Below are 19,285 nucleotides of genomic sequence, written 5' to 3' on the forward strand. Positions count from 1 at the left end.
TGATGCGGCGTGTGCGTCGCAATAAATGAAGGTCAACGAAAGGCTTCGCCCCATGTCCTCAGCCATTGATTCCTCAAAGCTTCTCGATCGCGCCAGCGAATTGGTCGATCTGGCCCGCCGCGCCGGTGCAGATGAGGCAGATGCCGTCATCGTTCGCTCCCGCTCGCAATCTGTCGGCGTCCGGCTCGGCAAGGTCGAAAGCACGGAATCGTCCGAAAGCGATGATTTCTCGCTGCGCGTCTTTGTTGGCAGGCGTGTTGCCAGCGTTTCGGCCAATCCCGGCTTCGACCTCAAGACACTGGCGGAACGCGCGGTCGCCATGGCCAAGGTCTCGCCTGAAGACCCCTTTGCCTGCCTTGCGGACAAGGATCGATTGGCGACTTCCTATGATGATCTGCAATTGTTCGATCCGACCGAAGTTTCGGCAGATGAACTGCGTGAAGCGGCTCTTGCCGCAGAAGAGGCTGCGCTCAGCGTCAAGGGTGTCAGCAACTCCTCGGGTGCCGGGGCATCCAGTGGCATGGGCGGTCTCGTGCTTGTAACCTCGCACGGCTTTTCCGGTAGCTACATGGGAAGCCGTTTCGGCCGCTCCGTCAGCGTTATCGCCGGAGAAGGCACGAAGATGGAGCGCGACTACGAATATGACAGCCGCCTCTATTTCAAGGATCTCGACAATCCCGAAGACATCGGCAGACGCGCCGGTGAAAGAGCCGTCAAGCGTATCAATCCGCGTCAGGTGGACACGGGCAGCAATGTGACCGTCGTCTTCGACCCACGCATCGCGCGTGGTTTCGTTGGCAGCATTGCCGGTGCCATCAACGGTGCTTCCGTTGCCCGTAAGACCAGCTTCCTGCGTGACAAGATGGGCCAACAGGTTCTCAAACAAGGCCTTTCGATTACCGATGATCCGCAGATCGTGCGTGGCCCGTCGTCCCGGCCCTTCGATGGTGAGGGTATTCGCGGCGAAAAGCTTGTCATGATCGAGGACGGCGTTCTCAAGCATTGGTTCCTGTCGACATCGACTGCCCGCGAGATTGGCCTTACGACCAATGGCCGTGGCGTGCGCGGCGGAACGGCTGTATCACCCGCATCGACCAATCTGGCGCTGGAGCCCGGCGATATCTCGCCACAGGACCTCATTGCTCAGGTGGGTAGCGGCTTCTACGTCACGGAGTTGATCGGCCATGGCGCCAATCTTCTGACGGGTGAGTATAGCTGCGGCGCAAGCGGTTTCTGGATTGAAAATGGCGAGAAGGCCTTCCCGGTTTCGGAAGTGACCATCGCATCCAATTTGAAGGACATGTTCATGCGGGTTACGCCTGCAAACGACATCGACCGCAAATATGGTGTGGCTGCGCCGACACTTGCCATTGAAGGCATGACGATCGCCGGGCGCTGATACGACCGGCCGGCGGTTGCCTTTGAACACAGGCCATGCGCATGGTCTGACGGTGGCCGCATGTGCTCATGCTTATGCGCCGCCTCCCAACGGAAGATGACAGATATGAATGTTGCCGATTGGCACTCCGATCTCGAACTCATTGTGGATGCTGCCCGTCAGGCTGGAAAAGTCGCGCTGGGTTATTTCCGCAAGGACCCGGAAGTCTGGTGGAAGAGTGGCCATTCGCCCGTGAGTGCAGCAGACTACGCTGCCAATGAATTGCTGGAACGGTTGCTGCGCACGCCGCGCCCGGACTATGGCTGGCTTTCCGAAGAGACCGATGACGATAGTGACCGGCTGACGCGGGACACGGTGTTCGTGGTGGACCCGATCGACGGCACCCGCGCCTTCATTGCCGGCAAGGATACGTGGTGTGTCAGTGTGGCGGTGGTCCATCACGGCAAGCCCGTCGCCGCAGCGCTTGTTGCACCGGCCTATGACGAAGAATTTACCGCGCTTCCAACGGGGGCAGCCATGAAGAACGGCAAGCCTCTGGCCGTTTCGTCCAGCCGTGCCGACAAGATCAGGCTGGCAGCCTCCGAAGACGTTATTGCAAAGCTTCCCGGAAGCCTGAAGTCGCGGGTTGATCGGATCGCACATGTGCCATCGCTTGCTTACAGGCTTGCCATGGTCGCAGATGGCCGGATTGACGGGACATTGGTCAAACCGCATTCCCATGATTGGGATCTCGCGGCGGCGGATCTCATTCTCGAGCGTGCCGGAGGAATGTTGGTCGGGCTGGATGGCAAACGTCTGGTATACAATCGACGGCAGGTCTCCCACCCGGAATTATGCGCGGCGGGCAACCTGTTGCTTCCACATTTGCTGGAGCCGTTGAACTTGTCTGACAGAGGTTGATTTTCACAGCAAAATCCCGCAGATGAAGGCTTCTCGGGCCAACAGACAATTAGAAAGAAGTGAAATATGACTGTAGCGGGCAACCAGAAACAGCTTCTGCACCTCGTATTCGGCGGCGAGCTTGAAAATCTCCAGGACGTGCAGTTTCGCGATTTGAAGGCGCTGGATATCGTCGGTATCTTCCCGGACTACGCAACCGCATTGACGGCATGGAAGTCAAAAGCCCAGCAGACTGTGGATAACGCTCACATGCGCTACTTTATAGTGCATATGCACCGTCTTCTTGAGCCAGATAGCAAATAATCGCTGCTTTCCTACTTCGTTTGTACTATACCCAGTGGGGCAAAAAGTTGTGCGGCTTCCGTAAGGTTACGCACAACATCTGGGTGCCACTCGGCTTTTCGAGAGCTCTCTTCCGTTCTGAAACAAAAAAGACGCATTTTTGTATGAAGTAGGCTCAGACATCGACCTAAGATCGTCACACGGTTATTAGAAGATGCGATGTCTTAACAAGAACATAGAGCGATGCGGATGTGGCGTTTCGACGTGACGCGGTGCTCTTGTAGGGATCACAGGGGAAAGCATTGCGCGAAATGATCGAAGGCAGGGTGTCATGAACAGCCGAATCGCGCGTTTCGCCCTTTCGGGTTACAGAATTGCTGGTGTCGCGGCCTATCCCTTCGCGCGGCCCTATCTCATGTATCGCTCTGCCAAAGGCAAGGAAGACAAGCATCGCCGCCTTGAACGCTTTGGCTATTCCAGCGCCGAGCGCCCGCGCGGTCCGCTCGTCTGGTTTCATGCCGCAAGCGTCGGCGAAACGCTCGCGCTCGTCCCCCTCATCCGTGAAATCCGCAAGCGCGACATACACGTTCTTCTGACCACGGGCACTGTTACATCGGCAGAACTCAGCCGCACGCGCCTCGGCGGAGACGTCATCCATCAATATGTGCCGCTCGATATCAAGATTTGCCTGAACCGTTTTCTGAACTACTGGACACCGGATGCGGCGATCACGGCTGAGTCCGAGATATGGCCGATCACGATGATGGAGCTTGAGCGGCGGCATATCCCGCAAATCCGCGTCAATGCCCGGCTCTCGGATCGCTCCTTTGATCGCTGGCACCGCCGTTCAGACGTCGCAGAGGCGCTTTTCAGCAAGTTGGCGCTGGTTGTGGCGCAGTCCGACGTGGACGCAGAACGATTTCGCGACCTGGGCTCCTGGCCGGTTGTCGTGTCAGGAAACCTGAAGGGCGATACCGATCCGCCGCCTTGCGACATGGCATTGCTCGAAAACTATCGCCGCCAGATTGGCGGACGCAAGACCTGGGCCGCTATCTCCACCTTCGAAGGGGAGGAAAAGGCGGCGGGCACGGTTCACACTGCAATCAAGTCTCGAAACGGTCAACTCACCATCATCGTGCCCCGGCATCCTGAGCGGTGCGATGAGATCGAGGCGATGTTGAAGGGCATGGATCTGGTTGTTGCCCGCAGAAGCCGCAACGACGTCATCACGCCGCAGACGGACATTTTCCTTGGTGACACGATCGGCGAAATGGGTCTTTACCTGCGGCTGACCGAACTTGCCTTCGTGGGCCGCTCGCTGATGGCGGAAGGTGGTCAGAACCCGCTGGAGCCTGCAATGCTGGGCTGCGCCGTTCTTTCCGGTGCGCATGTTCAGAATTTCCGCGAAGCTTACCAGAAGCTTCTGCGTTCCGGTGGCGGTCGCATCATCCGGGATGTCGAGATGCTGGCAAAGGCCGTGCATTATCTGCTGGTCAACGATAACGAACGTTACAAGATGATCGATGCCGGCGGCAGGGTCATACAGGACATGCGCGGTGCGTTGTCCTCAACCGTCAAGGCGCTTGAGCCTTACATCAATCCGTTGACGGTAACCGCCAAGCTTCAGCCGCGCAGTGCTGTTGGTTGACGATGGACGCGGCCGGATTGGTTAAATCGCCGGATGATATTGCGGCAATCCTGTTCGACAAGGACGGAACGCTGATCGGCTATGATGCGAGCTGGGGTCCTGTTAACCGTGAGCTTGCGGCAATTGCCGCCCGTGGCGACGCGGCACTGGCCGACCGCCTGCTTCTGGCCTGTGGAATGGACCCCGTGACCGGCCATGTCATAGCCGACAGTCTGCTGGCCGCTGGCAATACGGCCCAGATTGCCGCTGGTCTGGTAGCTGCCGGTTCGCCCTGCGACGTGGGTGAACTAACGCAACGCCTCGACAAGCTGTTTACCGATGCGGCTTCCAAATCGGTGCCAGTCACGGATCTGCAGGGGCTTTTTTCCCGCCTGAAGCAGAGAGGCTACAGGCTCGGCATCGCTTCCAGCGACAATGAGGCTTCTATACGCGAAACCGCGCGACGCTTCGGCATCGAACACAGTGTCGATTTCATCGCCGGTTACGATAGCGGCCACGGCACGAAGCCGCAGCCGGGGATGGTTTACGGATTTTGCGAGGCAATCGGTCTTACCCCGGATCGCATCGCCGTTGTCGGAGACAACAACCACGATCTGCACATGGCGCGCAATGCCAAGGCGGGGCTGGGCATCGCGGTGCTCACCGGCACGGGCACAAGGCAAAGTCTTGCGGCAGACTGTGACTATTGTTTTGACGATATAACAGGTCTCGAAAGTCTTCTTCCGCCCCGCGCTGCGCTCTAGACTATTTCCCCTCTTTGCAAAATCCTTACCTTTCTGGCAGATAGCTTCTGCTAACAAACAGGGAATAGCGGGAGTTTGTGGACGGATGGTTTCGGAAGCACCGCCATTCTGGTGGGAAAAATCCGGCTGGCAGGCCTGGGCACTGGCTCCTTTTTCCTTCGTGTATGGCAAGGTCGCCGGACGGACGATGAAACGGGCAAAGCGTGCATCCGTGCCCGTACCGGTCATCTGTATCGGCAATTTCACAGTCGGCGGTGCGGGCAAGACCCCGACTGCCATTGCAATTGCGCGCGCAGCCATCGCAATGGGGCTGACGCCGGGTTTCCTCAGCCGTGGCTATGGCGGCACACTGGACGTGACGACACGGGTCGATGTCGGGCATCACCGGTCTGTCGATGTTGGCGATGAGCCCCTTTTGCTCGCTCGTGAGGCGATAACGGTCATTTCCCGCAGGCGTGTCGAAGGCGCAAAACGCCTTGTCGAAGAGGGTGTTGACCTCATCATCATGGACGACGGCTTTCAAAGCGCGCGGCTGACACTGGACTATGCCTTGGTCGTCATCGATACCCGCAGAGGCATCGGTAATGGGCATCTCGTGCCTGGGGGACCCGTCCGGGCACCGCTGGACGAGCAGATGCGCCAACTGTCTGCAATTCTCAAGGTCGGCGATGGACCTGCGGCGGATGCGATCATTCGAACAGCAGCACGGGCGGGTAAACAGATTTACGTCTCATCCATACGTCCCCGGCCACAGGCGGATCTCAAGGCCAAACCTGTCCTCGCCTATGCGGGCATTGCAGATCCCGAGAAGTTCTATCGTACCGTCTCGTCTTTGGGCGCCGATCTCGTGGTCCGGCGCTCATTCCCGGATCATCACCAGTTCAGCGACGAAGAGATTGCCGATCTGATGGAGGAGGCAGCCAAGGCCAACCTCTTGCCGGTCACAACAGCCAAGGACGCGATGCGGCTTGAGGGGCGTCATGGGCCGGCATCGGCTCTGCACCGCGCCAGCCGTGTCATCGAGATAGATATGGAATTCGATGACCCGAATGCGGCTGCGGCAATCATCGACACGGCCATGGAAAATTGCAGGCGCAGAAGGCTTCAGCAACCTTAATAGGGCCCATGGTCCGAATATGGCAGCGGCGAAGGAACAATACGACCTCAGCGCGCTTTTCCTGAAGAGTTGAGCACTTGGAGTGCTCTCCATTGCTTCAGGAGGAACACATGCCGCAGGGTACCGAAAAGAAAGTTTTCACCCCACGCGAGAGTCGCCAAGGTTTCCGGGGAAGTCCCGTTCTGATCATTCTCGTTATCAGCCTACTATTGGCAGGCGCCGTCTGGATTGTTGCCGAGACCTGGGGGGAGAGTACCGCGCCAGCGACGACAGAAACACAGTCCGCGCCTGGCCCATCGACACCAAATGCACCGGCAGACCCCGGCCCAAGCGGCACAGGTGCTTTCGACAACAACGCCCCGTCTGGCACACAGCCAGCAACAGGTGGGACCGACAGCAATCCAAATCCAGGCCAGGCCTCGCAGCCAGCCCGACCCGCGCAGCCGGCGCAATAACAACAGCAAAAAACCGGGCATTGCCCGGTTTTTTTATGTCCGTAATGCAGAACCGGGTGGATCGCCCGGTTCTGCTAAAGAGATGTCACGCAGCTTTCTGAGCAGCAGCGTTGACCGATGTCGTCGCAAGTTTGCTGAGCGATTCGTCTGTCGTGGATTCTTCGGTCAGCGTAGCGTCCAGCAACGGAACAGCCTTCGAATAGCCGAGCTTTTCTGCCCAGGCCTTCAGCGTGCCGTAACGGGTAATTTCGTAATGCTCGACAGCCTGCGCGGACGAGATCAGGCCGGCGTCGAGTGCAGCGGTGCCCTTGTAGTCTTCCATGATTTCTTCGCCTTCAGCGATGATACCCTGGATTGCTTCACAGGTTTTGCCCTGTGCGCGCTTGCCGATGATTTCAAAGACTTCCTGCAGGCGTTCGATCTGGCCCTGCGTTTCTTCCTTGTGCTTCTCGAAAGCAGCTTTCAGCTTTGGGTCGGTTGCTGCGCGTGCCATTTTCGGCAAAGCTTTCAGCACCTGACGTTCGGCGTAATAGATGTCCTTCAGCGTATCGTAAAAAAGATCGTCGAGTGTCTTCTCGGCCATTGTCAGCTCCTGTTGAAAATTGTGCCGTTGCATTGCAACGCTGATCTAACCAGCCCCGTCAGCGATAGTTCCTGACGGGTTGCGCACAAAGTTCAATTTACTTGAGCAGATCGTAATGTAAGGCCGATGCCGTTCAGGCACTTCTCTTCTGGTTTGGAAGCGCACCGGCTCGCTTCTCCGCCTCAAGAGAGGCTGCTGCGTCGGCATAGGGCTCCTGCTTGATAACGCTCCAGTAACGCAGCTCATCCAGCGGAATGAATTTGCCCGTCATGGCGCAGACGACGTGTGAACCGTTTTGAACGATGCGCATATCCCCATCGAGATATTCGATCTTCGCCTCACGGCTGCCGCCGCCTTCAAATCTGTTCATCTGTCCTGTCTCCTGACGATCTCTGTTTTCTAGCTTTTTCCTTGCGAAAATGCCAGCGGTGGCGCGTGGGATCGGCTTAACTTCTGCCGAACAGCCTTTCGATATCGGAAAGCTTGAGCTCGATATAGGTGGGGCGGCCGTGATTGCACTGGCCTGAGCCGGGTGTGTTTTCCATCTGCCGCAAAAGCGCATTCATTTCTTCTGGCCTCATGCGACGGCCCGACCTGACCGAGCCGTGGCAGGCCATGGTGGCCGCGACATATTCGAGTTTGTTGGCAAGACTGGCGGCGCTGTCCCATTCGGCAATTTCGTCCGCCAGTTGCCGCACCAGACCCTGAACGTTGACCTCGCCCAGCATGGAGGGAGTTTCGCGCACGGCGATGGCTCCGGGGCCGAAACGCTCAATGGCAAGGCCCATGCTGTCGAAGCCAGCAGCATGTTCCATCAACCGATCGCAATCCTCCTCCGGCAAATCGACAATCTCCGGAATGAGCAGAACCTGAGAGGCAGGACGCATGGAATGGAGCGCCTTGCGAATTTCCTCAAAGACCAGCCGTTCATGGGCTGCGTGTTGGTCAACGATGACAAGGCCATCATCCGTTTGCGCCACAATGTAGTTGGCGTGCACCTGTGCTCTTGCCGCGCCCAAAGGATAGCGCGCCGCATCCATGGTGGGAATGCCATCATTGGAAGGTCCAGCCTGTTCGGCACGTGCCGTCGGCATGGTGATATCGGCAAATTGTGCCTGCGCGGTTTCGCGCAGCGCCAGCTCGCCGCCGACGGACAGGGGCCGCGACGGCGAGGTTGCTGGCGACCATGCCTGCGATGAAAAAGACCGAACGGAAGAGGGGCTGTAGCCGGGACGAAACGCGCTCATCATCTGCGCAGCACCCGTCGTTGCCGCCCGGTCTCCCTCGCGCGTCAGAGCCTGCCGCACGGCACCAACGATCAGCCCGCGTATAAGGCCGGGATCGCGAAACCGCACGTCGGACTTGGCGGGATGGACGTTCACATCCACAAGAGCGGGATCGAGCGTGAGAGAGAGCACCGCTATGGGATAGCGGCCATGGGGAATTGTTTCGGCATAGGCACCGCGAATGGCGGACAGAAGCAGTTTGTCCTGCACCGGGCGTCCATTCACAAACATGTATTGATGCGCCGAATTCCCGCGGTTGAATGTGGGAACGCCCGCAAAGCCCGTCAGGGTTACGTCCTCGCGGATGGCATCGATTTCGATGGCATTGTCCTTGAAGTCGGCGCCAAGAATTTGCGCCATGCGCGCAAGGTGGTCATCACCCGTTGCCGGGAATTCCAGCGTCGACCGGTCCGTTCCCGACAGGACGAAGCGGATATGCGGGAAGGCGATGGCCATGCGTTTGACTATTTCCGTGATCGCGCCCGCTTCGGCCTTTTCCGATTTCAGGAATTTGAGGCGCGCCGGTGTGGCAAAAAACAGATCGCGCACCTCTACCGTCGTTCCCCTGTTGGAGGGAGCGGGCCGGACAGGCGACACCTTGCCGCCAGCAACCGAGATTACGGCGCCTTCGGCCGCATCCTTCTGACGGCTGGTGATCGTCAGTTTGGCGACCGAGCCGATGGAGGGCAGGGCTTCGCCGCGAAAACCCAGCGTCCGTATATCGTCCAGGTTCAGGGAAATCTTGGATGTGCAATGTCTGCGGATTGCCAGTTCAAGATCGGAAGCAGAAATGCCGCAGCCATTGTCCGAAATTCTCACGAGACCCTTGCCGCCGCCAGCGGTGGCGATTTCGATCCGGGTAGCGCCCGCATCGATCGCATTTTCAATCAATTCCTTTGCAGCACTGGATGGGCGTTCAATGACTTCCCCGGCGGCAATCTGATTGATAAGGGTTTCGGAAAGCTGTTTGATGGACATGACGCCATTTTCGAGGATTCGAGAGGTTTGCGAAAGCAAAATCCATCCAAATGGCGAAAAATGCGGGGTTGTCCCGCCAAATATTTCTTGGGCACAGCGTTAAGTGCGTCTTAAGCTAATAATTTTAGTGTGCAACCAGCTCGCAATGAATGCAGCATCATCCCGGCGCCCACCGCAGCAGGATGATTTGTGACGAAAAGCAGAGGGCGTTGCCAGGACGTGCCAGTCTGCTTCAGGTTTCACACAACATGCCCTTTATCTTCAGCCATTTTCCCCCGGCCAGAGGCCGATTTTGTGAGTGTAATTCGCTTTGAGACAGGCATGTGAGGAAGTGCAATGAATGGTGGGGCGTCGACCTGCGCAGATATGTATACTGCCATGCTCGAAGCCTTTTGCGATGCCATGTCGGTTGCCCTCATCGGCTATGATCGCGATGATCACATTGCCTTCGCCAACCGGCGAGTGCTCAGTCTTCTGCCCCTCAATGAAGCGGACATAGCCACCGGAACGCGCCTTCGCGATTTCATTGGCGCTGTCTACGATTGCCGCAGGCCGGATGGCGATGCCGTGCAGCCGCGATTGGCAGATCGTGAAGACTGGATTGCTGAACGTCTCGCCTCACACTGGAAAGAGCGGTCGGAATTTACCGAGCGCGGACTTGGCGACCGTTGGCTGCGCTTCACCCAACGACGATTGCCGTCAGGCATGGGCATCTGCGTCATTTCCGACATTTCCGAACAGAAGAAACGCGAGGACCAGTGGCGTTCCGATATTGAACGGGTGCAACTGACCGAAGAGATACTGGACACGCTGCCGCTTTCGATTTTCGTCAAGGACCGCAACGCGACCTATGTCGGTGTCAACAAGGCTGGCTGCGCCCTGCTGGAAACATCGGCAGACCTTATCCTCGGGCGCACGGTTGCCGACATTCATTCCGATCCTGTTGCCTCGCGGATCGATGCCATGGACCGCCATGTGCTGGACACCGGCAGACCAGCTATTCTGCCGGAGCGTTTAACGCGCCTTACGGGAGAGGAAATTCTCGTCATCACGAGAAAGCAGAGGGTCGGTAAACCGGGCCGATATTTTCTCGTTACGACCATGGATGATGTATCTGCCTTCGCCACCACCGGAGCGGACGGAAAACAGGTCATTTCCGGGCTGGAGCACATGTCATTCGTTCAGACGTCCTACATGGACGACGAGCACCATCAGGCTTCCCGAATTTTGCAGGGTCGCAGCATTTTGATCGTTACGCCCAATGCAAAGCTTGGCGAACAGGCGTCGAAGAAGATGAGCGCCATGGGTATCGATTGCGCAGTTGCATCGGGATACCGAGAGCAGAAAGCCTTCATGGAGTATGCCGCCTCCGCCAATGTGCGGATCGATCTCGTGGTCGTGGACATACAATTGGACGTCGCCTGCCTTGATCTGCCGCCAGTCTACGGCGTCGACGTCATGACGGTCGATGATTTTCAGCTTGAAGGCATGATCATCAGTCAGGTTACGCGTCACTTCCGTCTCATCGCCCAGAATGCGATCGCCGAACGGGCAGGGGAAGGCGTGGACATCTCCACCGGCACGGAGAAAGCGCCCCCTAAACGAGCGACTGAAGTTCTGGTCGTGGAAGACAACACGATAAACCAGATTGTCTTTTCACAAATACTCGAAAGCATGGGATTGACCTACAAGATCGCGGCTACGGGTGCTGAGGCCCTGCGGCTTTACGAGCAGGAAAAACCGTCTTTCGTGCTGATGGATACGACACTGCCGGATTTCGATGGCTTTGAAGCGACCCGCAGGCTGCGCAAGATATCGCATCAACAGGACCGCGTCCCCGTTATTGGTGTTGTTGCTCTTGCTTTTGAGGGTGACCGACAGGCCTGCTTGGATGCGGGAATGGACGATATGCTGTTGAAACCGATCAGCCCCGACATGATAGAAGCATTACTGAAACGATACATGCCTCAGAAAAACCAGTTCAACCATGGTTGAGCCGGGAAAATATAGAAATCGGGCCCGGAAAATCGGTGGCAATTTCGCAGAGTTCCGCGATAGTGTTTTCGCAAGAATCAAACATTATTGATCAACACTGACTTCAGTTTGTTGACTAGGACATGCGCATGAAACCGCCCGAGCCAAATGCGCCACAAGTGAGCCAGCACGAGTTGCAGGCCATGGCGTATAGCGACCCTTTGACAGGGTTGGGCAACCGGTACAGGCTTCGCGACAAGATCAGAATGCTTGCCGCAGAACGTGCGACTGATCCGGCGCCGTTTACCATCGGCGTGGCGAATATAGACGGTTTCAAACCCATCAATGATCTTTTTGGCGCCGAAGCGGGCGACGAAATCCTGTGTCAGGTTGCGCATCGTCTCAAAGCCTGTGTGCCTGATGGCGCTGTCGTTACGCGTCATGATGGCGATGAATTTGCTTTCGTGCTGCCGCTGGTGTTCGAACGGCTGGGTGCCGAGCGCGTCGGCAACATGATCAAGGATGTTCTGTCCGCTCCCTATGATCTGGGCGACCGCAACGTTCGGCTATCGTCATCCTTTGGCTTTGCCATTTATCCCTTCGCGGGCGAGGAATTCGAGGATCTGCTGAAAAGTGCGGAAACTGCGCTTTATCGTTCCAAGCGTCGCGGTCGCGGGCAGATTACTGTCTATTCGCGTGAGATTGCGCAGGAGATGAAACGTGCCACGCAGCTCGAGCAGGCTCTGCGCAATGCCATCATCACCGATGCGGTGGATGTGCATTTTCAGCCTATCGTGCGGTTGCACAGTGCAACGGTGATCGGCTTCGAGGCTCTCGCGCGCTGGAACGATCCCGATCTCGGCTTCGTCTCGCCCGCCGTTTTCGTGCCGCTGGCGGAAGAGCGCGGTTTTATCGACGCTCTCTCCGAAACGCTGTTGCGCAAGGCGGCGGAAGCCGCGCTTTCATGGCCGCGAGAGCTGTTCTTGTCTTTCAACCTCTCGTCCGCGCAATTGATGGACCCGACGACGGCTGGCAACATCCTGTCCATCTTGCGGCGCGTGGGGCTCGATCCCAGAAGGCTGGAGCTTGAGATCACCGAAACCGCGGTCATGACATCGGCAGACACGGCCCAGCGCATCATCCGCGAGCTTCAGCAGGCGGGCGTCAAAATCTCGCTGGATGACTTCGGCACAGGCCAGTCAAGTCTCGGCCGCTTGAGAGATTTCTCGTTCGACAAGGTGAAGATCGATCGGGCGTTCGTATCGCGGATCAGCACCGACCGCCCGTCCGAACATATCATCAAGGCAATCGTGGCCATGTGTGATGGTCTCGATCTGGAGGTCGTAGCAGAAGGGATCGAAAACAAGTCCGAGGCCGACAAGCTGCGCAGTCTCGGCTGTGCCATGGGGCAGGGTTATTTCTACGGACGCCCGGTAGATGCCGCCGCCACCCAGCGATATCTTCAGGAAAACTACCGCGATCTGCCGACATCCGGTCTGGATTTCAGCTGACCCGGGAAAGAGCCAAAGGGCGCCTTTCCCGGGTCAGGGATCAGGCGATGTAAGCGCCATCGGCCATGCCTTTGACCTCTATGCCAAGGTCGAAGGTCGCGCCAAACATCGGATTGGCCTTGATGGTGGCCTCGTCCAGACCTTCGCAGGCTGAGGTGAGGCCAAGGCGGTTGAGGCCGCTGCCGAAAAAGACCGGACACGTGGATTGTTCCGCTGGCACAAGATATCGATCGAGATGCTTTCCATCGGCGGAGTAGCGATCAACGGCACCCATTCCCCAGCGCGCATTCCAGATATGGCCATCCGCATCGCATACGGAGCCATCGATGCCACCGTCCTCACCAGCCTGATCCACCAGTATCTTGGCTTGTCCAACCGGCAACCCGGTTGCCGGATCGAGTGGAACGGCCATCAATCTGTTGACCTTGGTATCCACATAATACCCCGTCGCTCCATCGGGAGAGAAGCAGATGGAGTTGGAAATGCTGATGTTCTCGACCAGCGTCGTCACCACGCCCCGGGCGACGTGATAGATGCCGCCTGCTCCATCTTCGGCCTTCTTGCCCATGGTGCCGATCCACAATGCACCGCAGGGATGAACGCGGCCGTCATTGGAGCGATTGCCAGGCTTGCCCGGCTCGAAATCCGCATGAAAGGAAAGTTCGCCTGTTGCCCGGTCACGGAGGAAGAGTCCATCTTCGGACGCGAGCAATTGACGCTTCTCATCGATGCGAGCGACGACGCTTGCCATGAAAGGCAGGGCGTGAACAGCTTTCTGGCCGCTCGAAAGATCGAGTTCGTGAAGTTCCTTGCCGAGAATGTTCAGCCAGCAAAGCTTGCCCGTGATTGGATCGAACGCCGGTCCTTCACCAAGATGCATCTGCGTGGCATCCAGCACGCTGCCTTTGAAGTCGTGTATGGTGGCCATCCCTATGCTCCAATCGCTGTTTCATAGGCCTTGACGGTCATCAGCGCGCGTTCGTGGACATCTGAGGCCGTCATGCCTGGCTTGTACAGGCTCGTGCCAAGGCCAAAGGCTGTGATGCCTGCGCTGGTGTAGTCGCTGAAATTCTTGTCCGACACGCCGCCGACTGCGGCAACCAGCGTATCCTTCGGCAGAATCGTTCTGATGGCGTTGATACCCGACGGACCGATTACGCTGGCGGGGAAGAACTTGAGGCCGGTTGCTCCCGCTTTCAGCGCCAGCAGCGCCTCCGTCGGTGTCAGAACGCCGGGCATGGTAACCATGCCTTTTTCGCGTGCAGCCGTGATCACCTCGACATCCACATTGGGGCTGACCATGAGCTTGCCGCCCACCGCATCAAGCCTTGCGACATCATCGATTGTCAACACCGTGCCCGCGCCGATCAGGGCATCCGACGGTGCCAGCTTCGCAGCGATTTCGATGGAGCGAAAGGCGTCCGGTGAATTGAGCGGTATTTCGATGGCGCGCAAGCCGCTTTCGAGAAGCACACTGACAATGCCTTCTGCTTCTTCCGGCTTTATACCGCGCAGAATGGCGACCAACGGATATTTCATGGGTGGAAAGGGGATACGCATCTTAAACTCCTCAGTGCCATATGGCGTTTGCGGCGGCGACAAGCCCGTTGCGAACGGCTTCATCGGCATCAATGGTAACGAAATCCATGGAAAGCGCCTCAAAAGCGGCGCTGTAAAGGGCACCAAGCGCGCCGGATGCGATCAGCACCACCTTGGCGCTCCTGGGTGCAGTGGAGTGCGCTCCGGCAATCTCCAGCCCGATCATGGTGCCCGAAAGTCTTGCCTTTGCGTCGGTGGGTGTGAGGCCATGCAACAATTGCCCGGACCGAACGGTAAACAGCCGGTTGGTCGCCATATACGGATGCGCATAGCTATCGGCCACCGCAGAACGAAACGCTGGAAGATCGCCGGTAAATGGGCTTGCGTCTGCAAGGGCGTGGGACAGGATGGAATGCTTTGAGATGACGTCGAACAATTCCCCGGTCATGAAGGTTGAAAATCCGGTGACCTTGAGCGCGTTGACGCTGACCCATTTGGAATGGGTTCCCGGCATGCAGACGAGCTGCTCGCCGGTCTTGTGGTGTTCGGACAAGGCCCCGAGCAATTGTGTTTCCTCGCCACGCATCACATCTGGCGCATCGTTCGAACGTTGCGCCAGTCCGGGCAGAATACGGATGTCATCCGTTTGGCCCTCGACGCGCACGGCACCCTTCAAGACTTCCGAAAGATCAGCCGGGACATCCACATAGCCAGCCTCCACCCAGCCCTGACGAGCACCAGCCATGCCGCAGATAATCACGGGCAGACCGGCAGGCGCAGAGAGTGCCGCCAGATGGGAAGACAACACCTTTGCAAAACCCGTCTGCATGGCGGTCGTCATGCCTTCGCCGCTTCTGCGTTCGCCGAGGATTTCCCCGGACGCGCTCATCAGCCAAAGCCGGAAACTGGTTGTACCCCAGTCCACAGCAACAAATGCGGCATCGGACATTACAAAAGACCTCCATCGATGATGATTGTTTGCGCCGTCATGGCGGCAGATGCGGATGAGGCAAGAAACATGCAGGGGCCGACAAGATCTTCGGCCGACAGCGCACGTTTCAGGCATTGGCGCGACACGCCCTGGGAAATGGACTCGTCCGTCAGCCAGAGGTCCCGCTGCCTCTCGGTGACGATCATGCCGGGCAAAATCGCGTTGACGCGGATGTTCTCCGGACCCAGCCGCCCGGCCAGACTTTTCGTAAGCCCGATGATGCCGGCTTTCGCTGCAGCATAGGCGGGCAGTTCGCCCATATTGAGAAGATAGGAGATGGAGGAGAAATTGATGACCGAGGCGGCTTGGGCCTGACGCAGATAGGGCAGGGCGGCCTGAGTGACGAAAAAGACTGGCTTCAGATTGACCGCATGGTTGGCGTCCCAGTATTCACTGGTCACCTCGTCAATATCATGCCGGTCATCCCAGGCGGCATTGTTGACCAGGACCTTGATCCCGTCCGTAGCCTGTGCCGCAGCATCAACGGCGCTCGAAAGCTGATCGGCTACGCGCAGATCGCCATGGACGAAGGTGACCGGATGACGGGCGTCGCCGCTCAAGGATCCGGCAAGCGCCTCTCCCGCATGGATGTTGACATCGATAAAGGCGACTTTCGCGCCGCTTTTGGAAAAGGCGCGGACCAGTGAGGCGCCGATGCCGGTGGCGCCGCCGGTGATCAAGACGCCTTGATCCGCAAACTCAGGGTCGTGCCTCGTCACCTGCGCCATCCCGCTCTCCAGATTGAGGATTGCCTGTTCCATTATTTGGAACTATGTTTCATTAAATGGAATAGTGCACTTTCCGCTCTTGCAATGTCAAGCATGGCTGGTTGGTTGATCGAGGAAACATCATGCCATATCATGGCGAAAGAACGCAGATGAGCGGCACGGGTACGCTTGGTAAGCTTATTCACGTTCTGGAAATCGTGACCGCCTCGGCAAGGCCTCTTCGTTTCACCGATATACTGGAGCGGTCCGGGCAGCCGAGAGGGACATTGCACCGGCAGCTGATGCACCTTGTAGAAGAGGGGCTGCTCGACCACACTGACGAGCAGACCTACGTAGCAGGACTGCGACTGCTGACATTCGCATCCCAGGCCTGGAATGGTAACGATCTGCGCTCCATAGCTGCGCCGCACCTGCGCAGGCTGCAGGAACAGACAGGGGAATCCGTTCATCTGGGCGTTTTGCGAGGCACGCAGATCATTTACCTAGACAAGATAGACGGAAAACACTCTGTAAGAATGCATTCACAGATCGGCCGCGTGTCGCCAGCCTATTGCACTGGCGTGGGAAAAGCGGCCCTCTCACTGCTACCGGAAGCAGTTCTGAATACAACCGTTTCGGCCATGGAATTTCATAGCTACACCCCGCACACCATAGTTTCTGCGTCCGAGCTAAAACAGGAAGTCGAAACAATCAAAAAGAGGGGTTTTGGTTTTGATCTTGAGGAACACGAGACAGGAATACAATGCATTGCAGTACCAATAGTTGCAACCGGAAGGTCGTATAGCGCAGCTATTTCAGTAACGGGCCCAACCTATAGGCTTAGTCGCGAGCGACTTGAGGGTTGGGCTGGAATTATTTGTGAAGCAGCGGCCAATATTTCTTCGGATATACTCGTAAGGACATCTCCAAATCATGAGTGAATCCCAATAGATTTTCCATAAATGTACAATAACAATCCTCATTTTCGAAAATTGTGATTAATTATCTCATCAACTTTTGTTTGCAAAAATGTGGTAAATTGGTATCTGTTTGTGGGATATTTCTTTAGCCGACAACTTTCATTTTATAACAGCCGTAAAGACAAAAGACGATGTTGAAGTCAGATACCCCATTTTCTACGCTCCCCGGTGCGGAATCGGCGCAGGAAGTGGCCGAGCTAAAAACTCAGTTCGATATATTCAGATTCCTCAAGAAAGTGACTGAAGCTTGGGGTCTGAAGGCATTTATGGTCATCAACCTGCCTTCTCACATCGCAACGGAACTGTCTCAATTCACCGTCATTACAAACTGGCCCGCTGAACTTTTGCACCAATACGACCATGAACGGCTCCTGTCGCGCAGCAACGTTTTACGAGAGTTGAAACAGTGCTGTGTGCCCTTCCAAGTCGACCTTACCCTTGCAACACGTGGCTTTGACGCGGCTTCCACCGCTATGATCGTGGATCTTTTCAATCGCTTTGACATGAACAGCGGTCTTTGGTGCCCGGTCCATGATGCGACAGGTCAGCGCGGAGCGGTTTCCTTCCATGGTCAGGACGTGGTCTTTTCTCCCAGGGCCATGGCCGAGATATCCTATATCGCATCGCATGTGTTCAGCCGTCTGGCTTTCGTGCGCAGCCTTGATGCGCGCATTCCCGAAACCCTCACGGACCGCGAAATCGACTGCCTCAACTGGACCGCTGCCGGCAAGACGAGCGCGGAGATCGCTGAAATCCTCCTTTTGTCCGAGCATACCGTCAATCACTACCTCAATCGGGCTACCAAAAAGCTGAACACCGTCAATCGAACACAGGCTGTCGCCAAGGCGCTGAGAGTCGGTCTGATAAAATAGGAATATTTTCGATTTTTTGATTGTTATCTGTGCCGTCGTAAGCAATTCTTGAATGGCTTGCGGCAAGGAGATTCGTTTGTCAGCTACGAGAAGCTTCAAGGCTGGATTTTCTCCCACGGTTGATTGTGCGGTCCTTGTTGCGGCGGCTGAAAAAGGATTTGCCACGGACGAAGGTCTGTCGCTCGAACTTTCAAAGGCATCGTCTCCCCGCGAGCTGTTGGACGCGTGGGAGGACACCGGCCTGCACGGCATGCACCTTCCTGCGGTGCTGCCGGTTGCTTCCGCGCTTGGAATGCCTGGTCTCCCCGCCGATCTCATAGCCCCATTCGTCCTTGCTACCGGCGGCGCGGTTCTTGCTGTCTCGAAGGTCGTTCATGACGATCTGGTTGAGCAAGGCATGAAAATTCCGGATCCAGGTAGCGTAGCGCGGGCGCTTGCGCGCCTGGCTTCTTCACGCGCCGAGGCAAAGCTTAAGCCGCTCATGCTCGCCGTCGAGCATGAGCTTTCCGTATCCATGTTCGAACTGCGTTACCTGATCGACAGTGCCAGATTGCGGATCGACCGAGAGATCGTCCTTCTGGAGGTGGCACCCGCAGCCATGCCGGATATGCTTGAGAACGGCGACATCGATGGCTTCTATGTATCGGAACCCTATGGAACATCGGCGGTCCTGCGCGGCACGGCACGTATACTGACGACAAAATCGCACATCTGGCAGAATGCGCCCGAAAAGGTTCTGGCCGTCTCCCGCGATTGGGCCAGCGCCAATGCCCCGACGCTGGAAGCGCTTCTGCGCGCTCTTTATCGGGCGGGAGAGTGGTGTTCCAGCAATGCCAATATCGAGGAACTGGCAGGCATTCTGGCCGCTCCTCAATATCTGGACACTGACGGCGAACTCATACTGCCTGCATTGACCGGTTTCATCTCGCATTCTCCCGCGCGTATGCTGGAATGCCCTGACTTCTTTTCCACAAGCGCAGGAGCGGCCAATTTTCCCTGGCAAAGTCAGGCGCTCTGGTTTTTTGCCCAGATGCTGCGGTGGAGCGATTGTCCGGCCGAGTTTTCGGCAAACGTCAAAGCCTACGAAGCGGCCTGTGAAGCCTTCCGCCCGGATATCTTCCGCAAGGCCATCAAGCCACTCTTCGCACCCGTTCCGTCCGCCAATATGAAGCTTGAGGGCACGCTGCATCAACCTGTGCATGTCGGCGCATCACGCTCCGGGCTGATCCTTGGTCCAGATGCCTTTTTTGACGGGCGTATCTTCGATCCGGAAAAATTCGACACGGTCGGGGAAAACTGACATATCGGCACATATGTGAG

At 57.1% G+C, this 19,285-nt stretch carries 19 protein-coding genes; 12 read left to right on the forward strand and 7 right to left on the reverse strand.

From position 1 onward, the window contains the following. Positions 1–52: 52 nt before the first annotated feature. From QRN85_RS08155 to QRN85_RS08185, 7 genes are all read left to right on the forward strand, one after another. The gene (locus QRN85_RS08155) at positions 53–1,399 is read left to right on the forward strand and encodes a TldD/PmbA family protein (RefSeq protein ID WP_112964141.1); all 1,347 of its coding nucleotides are present in this window, start codon (positions 53–55) and stop codon (positions 1,397–1,399) included. A 96-nt stretch (positions 1,400–1,495) separates the two neighbouring features. Next, positions 1,496–2,299, forward strand: coding sequence for a 3'(2'),5'-bisphosphate nucleotidase CysQ (locus tag QRN85_RS08160; protein ID WP_284757388.1), 804 nt, complete (start codon positions 1,496–1,498; stop codon positions 2,297–2,299). A gap of 66 nt (positions 2,300–2,365) precedes the next feature. Continuing rightward, positions 2,366–2,602, forward strand: a complete 237-nt coding sequence (locus tag QRN85_RS08165) for a DUF4170 domain-containing protein (RefSeq protein ID WP_062586617.1) — start codon at positions 2,366–2,368, stop codon at positions 2,600–2,602. 310 nt (positions 2,603–2,912) lie between these two features. Beyond that, complete coding sequence (waaA, locus tag QRN85_RS08170) at positions 2,913–4,229, forward strand: lipid IV(A) 3-deoxy-D-manno-octulosonic acid transferase (protein WP_113093947.1); 1,317 nt, start codon at positions 2,913–2,915, stop codon at positions 4,227–4,229. 17 nt (positions 4,230–4,246) lie between these two features. After that, complete coding sequence (locus QRN85_RS08175) at positions 4,247–4,972, forward strand: HAD family hydrolase (protein WP_502870759.1); 726 nt, start codon at positions 4,247–4,249, stop codon at positions 4,970–4,972. A gap of 85 nt (positions 4,973–5,057) precedes the next feature. Continuing rightward, positions 5,058–6,089 (forward strand): tetraacyldisaccharide 4'-kinase, encoded by a 1,032-nt coding sequence (lpxK, locus tag QRN85_RS08180; RefSeq protein WP_284757389.1) that lies wholly within the window; start codon positions 5,058–5,060, stop codon positions 6,087–6,089. A gap of 110 nt (positions 6,090–6,199) precedes the next feature. Beyond that, entirely contained in the window at positions 6,200–6,544 is a 345-nt protein-coding gene (locus tag QRN85_RS08185; protein WP_062586621.1) for a hypothetical protein, read from the forward strand. Between the two features lie 85 nt (positions 6,545–6,629). On the opposite strand, the gene QRN85_RS08190 is transcribed toward QRN85_RS08185, so the two are convergent. The 3 genes from QRN85_RS08190 to mutL all read right to left on the reverse strand — a co-directional run bounded on the left by QRN85_RS08190 (position 6,630) and on the right by mutL (position 9,391). Beyond that, positions 6,630–7,127, reverse strand: a complete 498-nt coding sequence (locus QRN85_RS08190) for a YciE/YciF ferroxidase family protein (RefSeq protein ID WP_062586622.1) — start codon at positions 7,125–7,127, stop codon at positions 6,630–6,632. 133 nt (positions 7,128–7,260) lie between these two features. Continuing rightward, entirely contained in the window at positions 7,261–7,497 is a 237-nt protein-coding gene (locus tag QRN85_RS08195) for a DUF2093 domain-containing protein (protein ID WP_284757392.1), read from the reverse strand. Positions 7,498–7,573: 76 nt separating this feature from the next. Beyond that, positions 7,574–9,391 (reverse strand): DNA mismatch repair endonuclease MutL, encoded by a 1,818-nt coding sequence (gene mutL, locus QRN85_RS08200; RefSeq protein WP_284757394.1) that lies wholly within the window; start codon positions 9,389–9,391, stop codon positions 7,574–7,576. Between the two features lie 336 nt (positions 9,392–9,727). On the opposite strand from mutL, the gene QRN85_RS08205 reads away from it, so the two are divergent. Both QRN85_RS08205 and QRN85_RS08210 read left to right on the forward strand, forming a co-directional pair. After that, positions 9,728–11,386 (forward strand): response regulator, encoded by a 1,659-nt coding sequence (locus QRN85_RS08205; RefSeq protein WP_113099942.1) that lies wholly within the window; start codon positions 9,728–9,730, stop codon positions 11,384–11,386. A 128-nt stretch (positions 11,387–11,514) separates the two neighbouring features. Continuing rightward, positions 11,515–12,876, forward strand: coding sequence for a putative bifunctional diguanylate cyclase/phosphodiesterase (locus QRN85_RS08210; protein WP_062587203.1), 1,362 nt, complete (start codon positions 11,515–11,517; stop codon positions 12,874–12,876). Positions 12,877–12,916: 40 nt separating this feature from the next. Here the strand turns inward: QRN85_RS08210 and QRN85_RS08215 are convergent, their stop codons facing one another. From QRN85_RS08215 to QRN85_RS08230, 4 genes are read right to left on the reverse strand one after another with little or no spacing between them, the layout of a single operon-like run. Beyond that, the gene (locus QRN85_RS08215; RefSeq protein ID WP_284757397.1) at positions 12,917–13,804 is read right to left on the reverse strand and encodes an SMP-30/gluconolactonase/LRE family protein; all 888 of its coding nucleotides are present in this window, start codon (positions 13,802–13,804) and stop codon (positions 12,917–12,919) included. Between the two features lie 2 nt (positions 13,805–13,806). Continuing rightward, complete coding sequence (locus tag QRN85_RS08220) at positions 13,807–14,436, reverse strand: 2-dehydro-3-deoxy-6-phosphogalactonate aldolase (RefSeq protein WP_122069845.1); 630 nt, start codon at positions 14,434–14,436, stop codon at positions 13,807–13,809. Positions 14,437–14,446: 10 nt separating this feature from the next. Further along, positions 14,447–15,364 carry a 2-dehydro-3-deoxygalactonokinase gene (locus QRN85_RS08225; RefSeq protein WP_284757402.1) on the reverse strand — a complete coding sequence of 306 codons (918 nt, stop codon included), beginning with the start codon at positions 15,362–15,364 and terminating at the stop codon, positions 14,447–14,449. Beyond that, positions 15,364–16,134 carry an SDR family NAD(P)-dependent oxidoreductase gene (locus QRN85_RS08230; RefSeq protein ID WP_284757405.1) on the reverse strand — a complete coding sequence of 257 codons (771 nt, stop codon included), beginning with the start codon at positions 16,132–16,134 and terminating at the stop codon, positions 15,364–15,366. The genes QRN85_RS08225 and QRN85_RS08230 overlap by 1 nt, the downstream gene beginning before the upstream one ends. Positions 16,135–16,256: 122 nt before the next feature. On the opposite strand from QRN85_RS08230, the gene QRN85_RS08235 reads away from it, so the two are divergent. From QRN85_RS08235 to QRN85_RS08245, 3 genes are all read left to right on the forward strand, one after another. Then, positions 16,257–17,054, forward strand: a complete 798-nt coding sequence (locus tag QRN85_RS08235) for an IclR family transcriptional regulator (RefSeq protein WP_284757408.1) — start codon at positions 16,257–16,259, stop codon at positions 17,052–17,054. Positions 17,055–17,224: 170 nt separating this feature from the next. After that, on the forward strand, positions 17,225–17,965 hold the full coding sequence (locus QRN85_RS08240) for a helix-turn-helix transcriptional regulator (RefSeq protein ID WP_284757409.1): 741 nt from the start codon (positions 17,225–17,227) through the stop codon (positions 17,963–17,965). 76 nt (positions 17,966–18,041) lie between these two features. Continuing rightward, positions 18,042–19,265, forward strand: coding sequence for a CmpA/NrtA family ABC transporter substrate-binding protein (locus QRN85_RS08245; protein WP_284757410.1), 1,224 nt, complete (start codon positions 18,042–18,044; stop codon positions 19,263–19,265). Positions 19,266–19,285: the final 20 nt, after the last annotated feature.

It is taken from the genome of Agrobacterium sp. fls2-241-TYG-188a (assembly GCF_030209845.1).